Source organism: Streptomyces tyrfis (assembly GCF_037034285.1).
Classification (GTDB): domain Bacteria; phylum Actinomycetota; class Actinomycetes; order Streptomycetales; family Streptomycetaceae; genus Streptomyces.
Genome location: NZ_JBAGJZ010000021.1, coordinates 83763 through 97845, shown reverse-complemented (window position 1 = coordinate 97845; position 14083 = coordinate 83763). Strand labels below are relative to the sequence as shown.

Here is a 14083-nt window from a genome sequence, read left to right as displayed (position 1 = left end):
GGCAGCGGCTCACGGGGGTCGCCGCTGCCGTCGGCCGCAACCGTTCCCCACCCGCGCCGCTGTCAGTGGCGGCCTTTAGAGTCGGCTCACCATCAGGATCGCGAGCAGGGCCAGAGCCGACCGGGGAGAGACCAGGGCCATGGAATTCCGCATCGAGAGCAGCGCACTGACCGACGCCGTGATCTGGGCGAGCCGGCTCCTTCCGTCCCGTTCGGCCTCCCCGGTGCCGGCCGGGCTGCTGCTGGAGGCGGAGGACGGGCGACTGCGCATATCCGGTCTCGACTACGAGGCGTCCGCGCGCACCGAGGTGGAGGCGGAGGTCATCCGCCCGGGAAGGGCGCTCGTCCTGGGGCGGCGGCTGGTCGACGTGGGCCGGGTGCTGCCCTACGGCACGGTGGAGTGCGCGATCGAGGGGGCCAGGCTGTCCCTGACGAGCGGCGATGCCCTGTTCGGGCTCTCGATGCTGTCGCTCGACGACTATCCGGCGTTGCCGGACATGCCCGAGTGGATCGGCGAGGTGGACGCGGAGGCGTTCGGCGAGGCGGTCTCCCAGGTGTCGGTGGCGGCGGGCTGGGACGACGCGCTGCCGACGCTGACCGGTCTGCGGCTGGTGCTCGACGGCGACACGATGACGCTCGCCGCGACGGACCGCTACCAGTTCGCGGTGCGCACGCTTCCGTGGCGGCCCCGGGCGGAGGACGTCTCGGCGGATGTGCTGCTGTCCGCGCGCAGACTGTCCGAGATCACCAGCTTCTTCGACCGGTCCGGTCCGTGCCGACTGGCGCTGGACGGCGGCGCGGCCGGTTTCGAGCAGGGCGGACGGCGAACGACGCTGCGGCTGCTGGGGGGCCGGCTCCCGCGCCACGACAAGCTGTTCGCGATGACGGACCCGGTCCGCGCGCTCGTGGACTGCATGGAGCTGGGCGACGCGGTCAGGCGGGTCGGTGTGATCGCGGAGGGCAACAGCCCGTTGCGACTGACCTTCTCGGGCGGCTCGGTGCTGCTCCAGGTGGGATACGAGGACGACGTGGCCTCCCAGCGGCTGGACGCCGAGCTCATCGGCGCCGAGGAGATGACGGTCGCGTTCAGCCCGGAATACCTGTCGAGCGCGCTGTCGTTGCTCCGCACGTCGGTGGTCCGCTTCGACCTGATGGGCCCGGGGCAGCGCGCGATGGTCACCGGCTGGGAGTCCCGGGAGGAAGCGCTCCGGCAGGCGTCGCACCCCGATCACCAGCACCTTGTGATGTCGGTCAAGCCCCTGCTCTGAAGGCAGACTTCACCCGGTTGCCGTCCCGATGCCGCCGTGCACGGCTGTCGTCCCGACGCTTTCGTGCATGGCTGTCGACCCGATGTGGTCGTGCATGGCTGTCGTCCGGCTGCCGCCGTCCCACCGTCGTCGTCCTGCGCGGGCCGGGAGGTCGCTCGCCGGAGGGGCGTCCGCCGGAAGGGCTCCCGTCCGGGAGGCTCTCGCCAGGACGTGTCAGCCGGACCTGGTGTAGGTCAACTGCCCGCTGCCGTCCATGTTCTCGCGGCGCAGGGAACCGTCCGGGAGCAGTGTGAGCATGGTGGGCTTGCCCGGTGAGCAGGACGACATCGGCTCGCCGACGACCACCGTGGAGGCGCCCACCTCCACCGTGCCGGACGAAGTCGGTTCGGTGGCCAGGGCGGCCTCGAAGACGCAGTGGTACGAGCCGCCGCCGTCGAGTGGCCCGTCGGCGGTGAGGGTGAGGACGTTCCGGCCCACCGTGCCCTGGCGGACGGTGAGTTTTCGGGTGGAGCGGCCCGAGGCGTTGTCGAGGGAGCCCGACCACTCGCCCAGGAAACCGGTGGGTATGGAGCCGGAGTTGGAGCCGCTCCGCCGGTCGTCGGAGGAACGGCTCTGATCCGTGGCCGTCGGGCCCCCGGCGCCGTCCGCGCCCGAGGAGGCGCCGTCGGAGGGCGACGCGGTGGGGGACGGATCCGCCTTCCGGCCCTTGTCGCTCATCAGCGCGTAGACGGATCCACCCGCGCCGATCGCGACCAGCACGGCCACCAGGATCAGGGCGATCGTCGCTCCCCTGCCCCGCCGCACGGGTTCCGGGCCGGGCCGCTCCGGAGCGGGGCCGAGAGGGGTGAGGGGCCCGAGCGGGCCGTAGGGCGGCGTAGCCCCGAACCCGGGCTGCTGGTACGGGGGTTGCATCTGCGGATAGCCGTACCCGGCGCCGCCCTGCGGCGCGCCGAACCCCGTCTGACCGGGGTGCGGCTGCGCGCTCTGCTGCGGCGGGTACCCGTACGCGTGGGACGGCGGCGCGGCGGGCGGCACGGGGGACGGCCCGGATATGGGGGCGCCGGCGGGCGTGGTGTGGACGGGGCCGGCGGGGGTCCGGTCGGCCGGCGCCTCCGACCCCGGAGGCGTGGCGGATATGGCGGAGGCGGGAGAAGAGGCGGAGAAGCCGTGCGGGGCCGGGGGCCCGGCGGACGGGATGGGCGCCGTGCCGGAACCGCCGCCGACCGCCCATCGCCCGGGGCCCTCCGCCGGTTCCCCCGGGCCCATGGGATGTCCGGAGCCCCCGGGGCCCTCCCGGTACTCGGGACCCACCCGGTCTTCCGGGACTTCGGGGCCTTCGGGGTCCTCCGAGTCCAGGAGTTCCATGGCGTGGCGGCCGAGTTGGGCGATGAGCGCGCCCGGAAGCCACGGTTCGGTCGCCTCGCAGTCCGGCAGGCGCTCCAGTATCGCGCCCGTCGACGGGCGGGCGGCCGGATTCTTGCGCAGACAGTCCGCGATCAGCTCGACGAGGTCCACCGGGACGCCGGTCAGGTCCGGGTCCTCCTGGGCGATCCGGTACATCTGCGCGTGCGCACCGCTGTCGGACGCCCCGAACGGCAGCCGGCCGGTCGACGCGTACATCAGCACCGAGCCGAGGCAGAACACGTCGCACGCCGGTGTCACGCGCTCGCCGCGCACCTGCTCGGGCGACATGAAGCCGGGCGAGCCGACCAGGGCCCCGGTCCGGGTGAGGCCGCCGTCGGCGACGGTGTCGAGCGCCCGGGCGATGCCGAAGTCGATGACACGCGGGCCGTCGATCGTCAGCAGGATGTTGGAGGGCTTGAGATCGCGATGGATGAGCCCGGCGGTGTGGATGGCCTGGAGCGCGTGGGCCAGCCCCGCCCCCAGGATGTGGACCGAGCGCTCGGGCAGCGGCCCGTACCCGCCCGGGGCCGAACCCGCACCGGAGCCGGGCCGGCCGGAGACCGTGGCCTGAAGGGAGACGCCGGCGACATAACCGGTCGCCACCCAGGGCACGGCGGCCTCGGTGTCGGCGTCCAGGACCGGGGCCGTCCAGACGGAGCCGACCCGGCGCGCCGCCCGCACCTCCTGGCGGAACCGGTCGCGGAACTCCTGCTGTCCGGCCAGCTCACCGTGCACCAGCTTGATCGCCACGGTGCGGCCGCGGTCGGAGCGGGCCAGGAACACCTGGCCCATGCCACCTGCGCCGAGCCGGCCCAGCAGGCGGTAGCCGCCGATGCGCTGTGGGTCCGCAGGCCCGAGCTTCTCCATGGTGTGCGTCCTCCCCCGTGCGGCGATACGCCGGAACGCGTTGAGGATAGCGGCGCGCGACGACACCCCGAAGGAGCCGGATCAAGGCCCTCCGCGAAGGCCTGGTCAAGGCCCTCCGCGGGCGGCTCCGCACCTCTCGCTCCGCGTTCCTTCCCGCGTCTCTGCCCGCGTTCGTCCCGCTCTCTCCCCGGCCCGATGCCCGCCCGGACGCCTGCCGGTGCATGCCCGATGCCTCGCCCGGCACCTGTCCGGCACCTTGTCCGGCACCTGTCCGGCACCTGTCCGGCACCCGTCCGGCACCCGTCCGGTGTCCGGAGACGGAGACGGCCGCCGGATCACCCCGGTTCCCCCGACTCGCGGTACGCGGCCCGCGGTCGGCGTACGGAACGGGCCCCGCTGCTCCCCGTACGGAAACGGGTCTCGCGACTCCGCGTACGGAAGCGGCCCCACGCCTCCGCGTACGGAAAGGTCCCCGCCGCTCCAGGCGGCCGGGACGGCCGCCCCCCGCCCCCCGCTCGTACGGGAGTACGCCGGGCCGTGACGCGACACCCTGCCCACCAGAGGGCCGCACGCCATACAAGGTGGTCATGTCCGCCCGCTCCCGGTGCGATCTACGCTCACCGCATGACCCCTCATGCCCCTCTTGCCGACCCCGCTGCCGGTGCGGCCGTGAAGGCCGCCGACCGCGCGCACGTCTTCCACTCCTGGTCCGCCCAGGACCTCATCGACCCGCTCGCCGTCGCCGGCGCCGAGGGGGCGTACTTCTGGGACTACGACGGCAACCGCTACCTGGACTTCACCAGCGGCCTCGTCTACACCAACATCGGCTACCAGCACCCCGTCGTCGTCGCGGCGATCCAGGAGCAGGCGGGCAGACTCGCCACCTTCGCCCCCGCCTTCGCGATCGAGGCGCGCTCCGAGGCGGCGCGCCTGATCGCCGAGCGCACCCCCGGCGACCTGGACAAGATCTTCTTCACCAACGGCGGTGCCGAGGCCGTGGAGAACGCCATCCGGATGGCGCGGCTCCACACCGGGCGCACCAAGGTGCTCTCCGCGTACCGCTCGTACCACGGCGCCACCTCCGCCGCGATCAACCTGACCGGTGACCCGCGCCGCTGGCCGTCCGACAGCGGTTCGGCGGGCGTCGTCCACTTCTGGACCCCGTTCCTCTACCGCTCGCCGTTCCACTCCACCACGGAGGCCGAGGAGTGTGCCCGCGCGCTCCAGCACCTGGAGGACACCCTCGCCTTCGAGGGCCCCGGCACGGTCGCGGCGATCATCCTGGAGACCATCCCCGGCACGGCGGGCATCATGACGCCGCCGCCCGGCTATCTGGCGGGCGTCCGCGAGATCTGCGACCGGTACGGGATCGTCTTCGTCCTCGACGAGGTGATGGCCGGCTTCGGACGCACCGGCAAGTGGTTCGCCGCGGACCACTTCGACGTCGTGCCGGACCTGATGACCTTCGCCAAGGGCGTCAACTCCGGTTATGTGCCGCTCGGCGGCGTCGCCATCTCCGCCGAGATCGCCGCCACCTTCGCGACCCGCCCCTACCCGGGCGGTCTCACCTACTCCGGCCACCCGCTGGCCTGCGCGGCCGCCGTCGCCACCATCCACGTGATGGAGGACGAGAAGGTCGTCGAGAACGCCGCCCGCATCGGTGAGACCGTGCTCGGCCCCGGCCTGCGCGAACTCGCCGAGCGGCACCCGTCGGTGGGCGAGGTCCGCGGCGTCGGCGCGTTCTGGGCGCTGGAGTTGGTCCGCGACCGGGAGACCCGCGAGCCGCTGGTCCCCTACAACCCGTCGGCCGAGGCCAACGCGCCGATGGCGGCCTTCGGCGCGGCGGCGAAGAAGAACGGCCTCTGGCCCTTCATCAACATGAACCGCACCCACGCCGTCCCCGCCTGCAACATCACCGAGGAAGAGGCCAGGGCGGGTCTCGCGGCGCTGGACGCGGCGCTCTCGGTCGCGGACGAGCACACCCGGTAGCCGTCCGCCTCCGAACCGTGCGCGTCCGCGCGCACGCGCCGTACGGGCGGGCGGGCCGGACGACGTCCCGGCCCGCCCGCGCTCGGGCGTCCCGCACCCGCTTCCGGCGCCTCCAATGGCCTTCGCCGCCTCTCGCGGCCCCCCGGCGTCGTTTCCCGTTCGCCATCGCTCATCCTTCTGCCCGGATCCGGGCAGAAGGAGCCGCTGCCTTAAGGTGACCGGAGGCGAAAGCAGGGGAGGGGCACCATGCGCGCGGGCGGAGCTGTGACCCGCAGCACGCTGCGGCAGCAGATCGCGGACGCGCTGCGCGACGAAGTGCTGGCCGGGCGGTTGCAGCCGGGACGGGAGTTCACCGTCAAACAGATCGCCGAGCAGTACGGCGTCTCGGCCACTCCGGTGCGCGAGGCGCTGTTCGACCTCTCGGCGCAGGGCCTGCTCGAATCCGACCAGCACCGGGGCTTCCGGGTGCGGGAGTTCAGCGTCGCCGACTACCGGGCGATGATCGAGGCCCGCACCCTGGTCATCGACGGCGTCATCCGCACGGTCTTCCAGGGCTGCGACGCCTCGCCCCCGGCCGTGCGATCGGCGGCGTACCAGGACTGCCTGGTCGCCGTGCGCCGCAGGGCCCAGGAGGCCGCCCGGGCGGCACAGGGCGGTGACCTCGACATCCTCATCGGCTACGACCTGCGCTTCTGGCGCGAGTTGGGCGCGCTCTTCGACAACGCGTACATCAACGACTTCCTGCACCGGCTGCGCGTCCAGGCATGGGTGTTCGCGGTGCCGTATCTGCGCCATGACGCGCGCGCCCGGGACTGGCTCTGGCACGGCCACCCGGAACTCGTCGCCGCGATCACCCTCTGCGATCACGACGCGGTGCGGGCGGTGATGGACGACCACCACGCGCACGCCCTGAGCTGGGCGGACCGAGTCGCGGCCGGAGGCCCCGCCGCCCTGGACCGGGGCCCCTCACCGGCCGCATCGCCGGCCGCTGGCCCCGCCGCCCCCAGGACGTCCGCCGGGCCCACCGGCCTCACCGCGCTCACCGGCCTCCCCGGACCCCCGGGCCCATCCGCCCCCAGCCCTTAGGCCGTGTCTGACAAATCCCGCCTGGCGCGCGACGCCCGGCACTTCCCCGAGCTCTCGGCTTCGCTCGAGCAGGGGAGACCCCATTGCTCGCCGCGTTGTCGGAGTCATCCAAGTACGTCCAGTACGAGGATGATCCTCCGCCTTGCGATTGCACGCACCGGACACCGCGCGCCCCGCCCTGCGGGCGGACGGCGCTATTTGTCAGACACGGCCCAGCGAAGGCTTCCGGCACGCGTGCCGGCGTACTCCTTCGGGCCACCGCCACTGTGCGCGACATGCCCCCCGCATTACGCTGTTCCGACCGTTGTGAAATTCCGTTGCGCACCCGCTGGAGAGCGAGACTTCGTGGCCTGTGACCTGTGGCTGGTCCCCCTCGTCGATGTGCTGTGCCAAAGCCCCGACAACCCGTTCGCCGAAGAGATCGCCGCCTACGACAAGGTGTTGGGCGAGGCCGGACTCCCGCCCGTCCCCGTGTACGCGTACATGCCGGGCCTGACCGGCGACGTGGCGCCGGTCGCCGGCTTCGACTACGACGCCCTGCACTTCCTGCGCCGCGCCTATCTGCTCCAGCTCAGCGGCCTCGCCGTCACACCCGTCGACGAACTCGGCGGGGACTACGAGCAGTTGCTGGAGATGTTCGAGGCGACGGCCCGTCAGTCCCACCTGGTCTGGCACTACGACCACGCGGGCGCGTACGTTCCGCTGGACTTCGCCGCCCCGCTCTCCGACGACGACCTGCTCGCGGGCGGCGGCCCGCTCGGTTCCAGCCATGGGCTGCTGAGGGAGCTGGAATTCGTCGCCCCGTCCCTCGGCATCGACCCGGCGAATCCGCCGGTCGCCCCGCTGCCGCCCGCCGCGCCGACCGAACTGGAGGAGCCGGCGGCCCCGATCCCGTACGACGACAGTCCGTTCGCCCGGGAACGGCACGTCTGGCTCGGCCTGCACGCGGCCGTCACCCGCAGCCTCGCCCAGGGCTCGATGATCGTCTTCAGCTGACCGGTCCGGTGCGTCCGGCCCGCCGCCCGGCCGGACGCACCGGAGCCGTACGCGTTCCGTGTCCCGCACCCGTCACGGATTCCGAAATCCCGCGTCCGTCGCGCACTTCCGAATCCCGCGCCCGTCGCGGACGTGCGAGCCGGCCGGCTCTGCTTCCCCCTCCGCGCCCCGCGGCGGCGTTCGCCGCGGTGGCGTTCACCGCGGGGACTCCGGGGGCCGCTGCCGCGGCATGTTCGGCCGGGCGATCGTCTGCATCGGGAACCGCCCCGGCTGCGCGTTCTGGTCCGTGCGCCCGCCGGACCCGCTGCCGGACGACAGGGCCTGGAGACCCATCGGCGTCGGCCCGGCCCGGAACTCCACCATCCAGTCCGCGGTCTCGTTCCGGACGAGCTCCGTGACGTCCTCCGAGAACCGCCGCAGCACCCCCAGGCAGCGTTCGGCCGCCTCGCTGGCCGTCCCCTCGGTCGGCCCCAGCACCTCCCGTACCGACTCCGAGGCCCAGTCGAACTGGAGCGTCTGCAGACGCCGCCGCACGGCCTGGGCGGTGGCGAGATTCCTCATCCAGCCCGAGGTGAGGCCGAAGTACCGGTCGCACGCCAGGCACGCGGCCCCCAGCAACAGGGACAGATAGCCCCACCCCGCGGCCCCGGGGAGCGCCCGGGTGAGGTCGAGCAGGGGCAGGGCGGTGCCCGCGACCGCCCCGGCCGCCGCGCCGATCCGCAGCGCCCTGGCGGCGCGCCGCTTCCCCACCCGGTCGTTCAGATACCAGTCGGCGGTGCGCAGCGCCTCGTCCTCGACCCAGCGGTACAGCTCTTCGAGGCGTTCGGCGGGTTCACCCCAGTCGCCGAGCGGGAACGGCGTGCCGGTCAGGTCCCCGTCCCGGCCCCGCGCAACGCGGCCGCGTACGCCGGAGCCCGAACCGGAGGAACCGGCCGAGCCGGCCGGACCGGACTCGTTGCGGGGCCCTTCGGGCTGCATCTCCGGCTGACTCACCGGGGTACTCCTCTGCGTTCTGCATTCTGCTTGGTGACGCCTGATGTGCGGCGGTGGTCTCGGCGGTGCTGTGATCACTGCTCTCCGGCGCGGCCGGCTGTCCCGCTCACGTAACTTTGCGTGACGGCCGGTGTGCCTGTGTGCCCTGACGCGTACGCCCTTCCTACCGCCGAATGGTGGGCGGCGGCGTCGGAATCGCGGCGGGCCCGGGCGCGGGGGGCCTGTGATCAGGTATGGGCGTCAGGTCGACGCTGACCGAAACTCACCCGAAAGAGTTGCCCGCCAGCGGGTGGGGCGGGCCGCGCGGTGACCACGTAGGCTCGGCGTACCGAGTTTTTTCGTCGTCGAATTGCCAGGAGTGACCGTGATTCCCGGTGCGGGTCAACCCAATATGCAGCAATTGCTGCAGCAAGCTCAGAAGATGCAGCAGGACCTCGCGGCGGCCCAGGAGGAGCTGGCCAGGACCGAGGTCGAGGGCCAGGCGGGCGGCGGTCTGGTGAAGGCGACCGTGACCGGCTCGGGCGAGCTCCGCGCTCTGGTGATCGACCCGAAGGCCGTCGACCCGGAGGACACCGAGACGCTCGCGGACCTCGTCGTCGCCGCGGTCCAGGCGGCGAACGAGAACGCCCAGCAGATCCAGCAGCAGAAGCTGGGCCCGCTCGCCCAGGGCCTGGGCGGTGTGCCCGGCCTCCCCTTCTGACCGCCGCGCTCCCGCTTCTGAGTCGCCGCGCTCCCGCTCTGAGCCCTGCGCGCCCGGTCCGAGGCCGCCGCGCGCCCGGTCTGAAGGGCCGCCGCGCGCCCACCCGCGCGTGCACACGCGCCCGCGAGTGGGCGCGGACGCGCGGTCCGGAGCGGGCGACCGCCGTGCCGCGCGCCCCGGACCGGCCCGCTCGGCCTTCGGACCGCTCCGGGCTTCTGGCCGGCGACGGGAACTCGTAAGTTGTACTCATAGCCCGATCCCATCGCGCGCTCCACCGCCGGTGGCACACCGTCCGCGGCGCACGGCCCCGGCCACCCCGTGGCCCGCCGTCCGCGGCCACCGCCCGCGCACCGTGCGGGAACAGGAAGAGGAAGGCGTTTCCGTTGTACGAAGGCGTGGTCCAGGACCTCATCGACGAGCTGGGCAGACTGCCCGGCGTCGGTCCCAAGAGCGCCCAGCGGATCGCGTTCCACGTCCTGCAGGCCGAACCCACCGATGTGCGCCGTCTCGCCCATGCCCTCCTGGAGGTCAAGGACAAGGTCCGGTTCTGCTCGGTCTGCGGCAACGTCGCCCAGCAGGAGCAGTGCAACATCTGCCGCGACGCGCGCCGCGACCGGGCGGTCATCTGCGTGGTCGAGGAGCCGAAGGACGTCGTCGCGATCGAGCGGACCCGCGAGTTCCGGGGCAGGTACCACGTGCTCGGCGGCGCGATCAGCCCGATCGAGGGCGTCGGCCCCGACGACCTGCGCATCCGTGAACTGCTCGCCCGGCTCGCCGACGGCGCCGTCACGGAGCTGATCCTGGCGACCGACCCCAACCTGGAGGGCGAGGCCACCGCGACGTACCTGGCGCGCATGGTCAAACCCATGGGCCTGCGGGTCACCAGGCTGGCCAGCGGCCTGCCGGTGGGCGGCGACCTGGAGTACGCCGACGAGGTCACCCTGGGCCGCGCCTTCGAGGGGAGGCGTCTGCTCGATGTGTGACGCTTTCATGTCACCAGATGTACCAACGGTGACCATTGTCGCGACTCGCGGTGTTTTCGCGTTCAGCGACGCTATGTTCTACTCAGCGTTCGCGACCGTGCCCACGGGAGGTCTCCTCGATGTCTGACGCCACGCTGAACTCCGTCACGCAGGCCCCGGACGACTTCGCCGTCCAGATCGCCGACCAGATCAAGACGTTCATCGTCGCGGTCACCGAGGTGTCGAAGGTCGAGGAGCCCGAGGAGGCCGTGCCCGTCCTGCTGCTCCAGGTCTCCCAGCTGCTGCTGGCGGGCGGGCGGCTGGGCGCGTACGAGGACATCGTCCCCGACGAGCGCTACGAGCCGGACCTGGGCGCCGAGCCGGACGCGGACGGGCTGCGCGAGCGGTTCGCCGCCCTGCTGGAGCCGATCGACGTCTACTCCGAGGTCTTCGACCCGTACGAGCCGCGCAAGGCGCCGGTCCCGGCCCGCATCTCGGACGACCTCGCGGACCTCGTCACCGATCTGCGCCACGGCCTGGCCCACTACGAGGAGGACCGGGTCACCGAGGCCCTGTGGTGGTGGCAGTTCTCGTACTTCTCCAACTGGGGCTCCACCGCGTCCGCCGCCCTGCGCGCCCTCCAGTCCCTGATCGCCCACATCCGCCTCAACCAGCCCCTCCAGGAGCTGGACGGGCTGGACACCGACTCGGAGACCATCGACGACGACCTCGCCGAGGAGGCGGGCCGGGTGATGGCCGAGGAGATCGCGGGCCCGCTGGGGCTCCGCCCGGTCCAGTAGCCCTCGCGTACTCCGGCGCGCTCCCGCGGGCGTTCCCGCGGGTCCTCTGACATCGTGCGCGGTGCACGTGGCCGGCCGCCGTGTGTCGTGTCCCCCCGCCCCCTGCGTCTTCTCCGTCTTTCCCGGGGCATGCGTCTCCCCCTGCCCGGGGCATGCGTCTCCCCCTGCCCGGGGCCCTGTATCTCCCTCCCGCTCGGGGCCGTGCGCCGAGCCGCGGGGCGAGCCGTGCCGTCCGACGGCTGGACGCGTCCCGGGCGGCGGCGACCGCGACGCCCGCGCGCCCTGGCGTCGGCCGCCCCGTACGGGCCACCGGCCCTCCCGTACGGCGGCGCCCGCGGGTTCCGACGGGCGGACCGGGGGATTCCGATCCACGCTGGAGGGGGTCCCTCGCGGGGCGCGGCGGGGCGCGGCGGGGCGCGGTCCGGCGTGTGCGTGTGTGGGCTGGGCCACACCTGGGAGTGTCGCCCCCGATCGGCGGGCAGCAGCCCCGTACGAGCGGCTCGGGACGGCACGCCGATGATCACGTGGTGAGCGGGACATCTCACCATGTGGTATCGACAGGGCGATTTCGGGCCGCTCGTTAAACTGAGTCGACCGCAGTAACGGACTGAGCGAGGAGCGCACGTGGGCCTTGTCGTGCAGAAGTACGGAGGCTCCTCCGTAGCCGATGCCGAGGGCATCAAGCGCGTCGCCAAGCGAATCGTCGATGCCAAGAAGAGCGGCAACCAGGTGGTTGTCGTGGTGTCCGCGATGGGCGACACGACGGACGAGTTGATCGATCTCGCCGCGCAGGTATCCCCGATACCCGCCGGGCGCGAGTTCGACATGCTGCTGACCGCGGGAGAGCGGATCTCCATGGCCCTGCTGGCGATGGCGATCAAAAACCTGGGCCACGAGGCCCAGTCGTTCACGGGCAGCCAGGCGGGCGTCATCACCGACTCGGTCCACAACAAAGCGCGCATCATCGATGTGACGCCGGGCCGGATCCGCACGGCGCTGGACGAGGGGAACATCGCGATCGTCGCGGGGTTCCAGGGCGTGTCCCAGGACAAGAAGGACATCACCACCCTCGGCCGGGGCGGATCCGACACCACCGCGGTCGCGCTCGCCGCCGCGTTGGACGCCGAGGTCTGCGAGATCTACACCGACGTGGACGGGGTCTTCACCGCCGACCCGAGGGTCGTGAAGAAGGCCCGGAAGATCGACTGGATCTCCTTCGAGGACATGCTGGAGCTGGCCGCGTCCGGTTCCAAGGTGCTGCTGCACCGGTGCGTGGAGTACGCACGCCGTTACAACATTCCGATCCACGTCCGCTCGTCCTTCTCCGGACTGCGCGGGACCTGGGTCAGCAACGAGCCGCGAGGGGACCAGAAGGTGGAGCACGCGATCATCTCCGGAGTCGCCCATGACGTCTCCGAGGCCAAGATCACTGTTGTCGGCGTGCCCGACAAGCCGGGTGAGGCCGCCGCGATCTTCCGCACGATCGCGAACGCGGAGATCAACATCGACATGGTGGTGCAGAACGTCTCCGCCGCGTCGACCGGGCTGACCGACATCTCGTTCACACTGCCGAAGGCCGAGGGCCGCAAGGCCATCGACGCCCTGGAGCGCAACCGCGGCACCATCGGCTTCGAGTCGCTGCGCTACGACGACCAGATCGCGAAGATCTCCCTGGTCGGCGCCGGTATGAAGACCAACCCCGGGGTCACCGCGGGCTTCTTCGAGGCGCTCTCGGACGCCGGTGTGAACATCGAGCTGATCTCGACATCCGAGATCCGCATCTCGGTCGTCACCCGCGCCGACGACGTCGTCGAGGCCGTGCGCGCCGTGCACACCGCCTTCGGGCTCGACAGCGACTCCGACGAGGCCGTCGTCTACGGGGGCACCGGCCGATGACCGCCCGCCGCCCTTCGCTCGCGGTCGTCGGAGCGACCGGGGCGATCGGCGGCGTCATGCTCCAGATCATCTCGCAGCACGCGGATGTCTGGGGCGAGGTGAGACTGATCGCCTCGCCGCGCTCGGCCGGCCGCAAACTGGTCGTGCGCGGTGAGGAGAGCGAGGTCCTTCCGCTCGCCGAGGACGTCTTCGACGGCGTCGACGTGGCGTTGTTCCTGGTGCCCGACGACGTGTCCGCCCAGTGGGCGCCGATCGCCGCGGCCAAGGGCGCGGTCGTCGTCGACGACTCCGCCGCGTTCCGGCTGGACACGGACGTTCCGCTGGTCGTGCCCGAGATCAACCCGCACGCCGTACGGATCAGGCCGCGCGGCATCGTCGCGAGCCCGAACTGCACGACGCTCGCGCTGATCGTCGCGGTCGGCGCGCTGCACGCCGAGTTCGGGGTGCGGGAACTGGTCGTCTCCTCGTACCAGGCGGTGAGCGGCGCGGGCCGCGACGGGGTGGCCGCGCTGCGCGAACAGCTGTCGCTGGTGGCCGGCACCGAGCTGGGCACCCGTCCGGGGGACGTGCGCCGGGCCGTCGGGGACGCGCAGGACGGCCCCTTCGCCGCGCCGGTGGCCCTCAACGTGGTGCCCTGGGCCGGGACCGACGCGGGCGACGGCTGGTCGTCGGAGGAGCTGGCGATCCGTGAGGAATGCCGCAAGATCCTGGGGCTGCCCGGCCTGCGGGTGGCGGCGACCTGTGTCTACGTGCCGGTCGTCGCGACGCACTCGATGTCCGTGCACGCGCGGTTCGAGAACGAGGTCGCGGTCGACCGCGCCCACGAGATCCTCGCCACGGCGCCCGGCGTGGTGCTCTACGACAGCCCGGCGGAGGGGGACTTCCCGACGCCGTCCGACGTCGTCGGCACCGATCCGACGTGGGTCGGCCGGGTGCGCCGGTCGCTGGACGATCCTCGCGCCCTGGACCTGTTCGTCTGCGGCGACAACCTGCGCAAGGGGGCCGCGCTGAACGTGGCTCAGATCGCCGAGGCGGTGGCCGCGGAGTTCCCCCGCGCCTGATCCGGGCCTGATCCGCGCCTCGTCCGATCCTGGTCAGTGCCTGGTCAATGCCTGGTCCGAGC

The 14083-nt window shown here is 72.5% G+C and carries 11 protein-coding genes; 9 read left to right on the top strand and 2 right to left on the bottom strand.

Translation table 11 applies throughout. The features are described 5' to 3' along the window. The first annotated feature begins 139 nt into the window (after positions 1 to 139). Positions 140 to 1267 (top strand): DNA polymerase III subunit beta, encoded by a 1128-nt coding sequence (gene dnaN, locus WA762_RS18095; protein ID WP_335936837.1) that lies wholly within the window; start codon positions 140 to 142, stop codon positions 1265 to 1267. Positions 1268 to 1480: 213 nt separating this feature from the next. Here the strand turns inward: dnaN and WA762_RS18090 are convergent, their stop codons facing one another. After that, positions 1481 to 3538, bottom strand: a complete 2058-nt coding sequence (locus WA762_RS18090; protein ID WP_335936836.1) for a serine/threonine-protein kinase — start codon at positions 3536 to 3538, stop codon at positions 1481 to 1483. Between the two features lie 624 nt (positions 3539 to 4162). Here WA762_RS18090 and WA762_RS18085 point away from each other — a divergent pair. The 3 genes from WA762_RS18085 to WA762_RS18075 all read left to right on the top strand — a co-directional run bounded on the left by WA762_RS18085 (position 4163) and on the right by WA762_RS18075 (position 7609). Continuing rightward, positions 4163 to 5527 (top strand): aspartate aminotransferase family protein, encoded by a 1365-nt coding sequence (locus tag WA762_RS18085; RefSeq protein ID WP_335936835.1) that lies wholly within the window; start codon positions 4163 to 4165, stop codon positions 5525 to 5527. 246 nt (positions 5528 to 5773) lie between these two features. After that, the gene (locus tag WA762_RS18080; RefSeq protein ID WP_335936833.1) at positions 5774 to 6613 is read left to right on the top strand and encodes a GntR family transcriptional regulator; all 840 of its coding nucleotides are present in this window, start codon (positions 5774 to 5776) and stop codon (positions 6611 to 6613) included. Between the two features lie 345 nt (positions 6614 to 6958). Continuing rightward, positions 6959 to 7609 (top strand): hypothetical protein, encoded by a 651-nt coding sequence (locus WA762_RS18075; protein ID WP_335936832.1) that lies wholly within the window; start codon positions 6959 to 6961, stop codon positions 7607 to 7609. Positions 7610 to 7804: 195 nt separating this feature from the next. On the opposite strand, the gene WA762_RS18070 is transcribed toward WA762_RS18075, so the two are convergent. Next, positions 7805 to 8602: an SLATT domain-containing protein gene (locus WA762_RS18070; protein ID WP_335936831.1), complete on the bottom strand. Its 798-nt coding sequence runs from the start codon at positions 8600 to 8602 to the stop codon at positions 7805 to 7807. Positions 8603 to 8966: 364 nt separating this feature from the next. Between WA762_RS18070 and WA762_RS18065 the strand changes: the two genes are divergently transcribed. The 5 genes from WA762_RS18065 (at position 8967) to WA762_RS18045 (ending at position 14021) form a co-directional block, all read left to right on the top strand. Then, positions 8967 to 9302, top strand: a complete 336-nt coding sequence (locus WA762_RS18065; RefSeq protein WP_335936830.1) for a YbaB/EbfC family nucleoid-associated protein — start codon at positions 8967 to 8969, stop codon at positions 9300 to 9302. A 383-nt stretch (positions 9303 to 9685) separates the two neighbouring features. After that, on the top strand, positions 9686 to 10285 hold the full coding sequence (recR, locus tag WA762_RS18060; protein WP_335936829.1) for a recombination mediator RecR: 600 nt from the start codon (positions 9686 to 9688) through the stop codon (positions 10283 to 10285). A gap of 119 nt (positions 10286 to 10404) precedes the next feature. Further along, complete coding sequence (locus WA762_RS18055) at positions 10405 to 11064, top strand: DUF5063 domain-containing protein (protein WP_335936828.1); 660 nt, start codon at positions 10405 to 10407, stop codon at positions 11062 to 11064. Positions 11065 to 11688: 624 nt separating this feature from the next. After that, entirely contained in the window at positions 11689 to 12960 is a 1272-nt protein-coding gene (locus tag WA762_RS18050; RefSeq protein WP_335936827.1) for an aspartate kinase, read from the top strand. Then, entirely contained in the window at positions 12957 to 14021 is a 1065-nt protein-coding gene (locus WA762_RS18045; protein ID WP_335936826.1) for an aspartate-semialdehyde dehydrogenase, read from the top strand. Before WA762_RS18050 ends, WA762_RS18045 begins: the two co-directional genes overlap by 4 nt. Positions 14022 to 14083 lie beyond the last annotated feature (62 nt).

Bases quoted from the DNA above. Each gene is read 5' to 3' on its own strand.
- dnaN (WP_335936837.1), top strand. From the start codon at position 140: ATGGAATTCCGCATCGAGAGCAGCGCACTGACCGACGCCGTGATCTGG.
- WA762_RS18090 (WP_335936836.1), bottom strand. From the start codon at position 3,538: ATGGAGAAGCTCGGGCCTGCGGACCCACAGCGCATCGGCGGCTACCGC.
- WA762_RS18085 (WP_335936835.1), top strand. From the start codon at position 4,163: ATGACCCCTCATGCCCCTCTTGCCGACCCCGCTGCCGGTGCGGCCGTG.
- WA762_RS18080 (WP_335936833.1), top strand. From the start codon at position 5,774: ATGCGCGCGGGCGGAGCTGTGACCCGCAGCACGCTGCGGCAGCAGATC.
- WA762_RS18055 (WP_335936828.1), top strand. From the start codon at position 10,405: ATGTCTGACGCCACGCTGAACTCCGTCACGCAGGCCCCGGACGACTTC.
- WA762_RS18045 (WP_335936826.1), top strand. From the start codon at position 12,957: ATGACCGCCCGCCGCCCTTCGCTCGCGGTCGTCGGAGCGACCGGGGCG.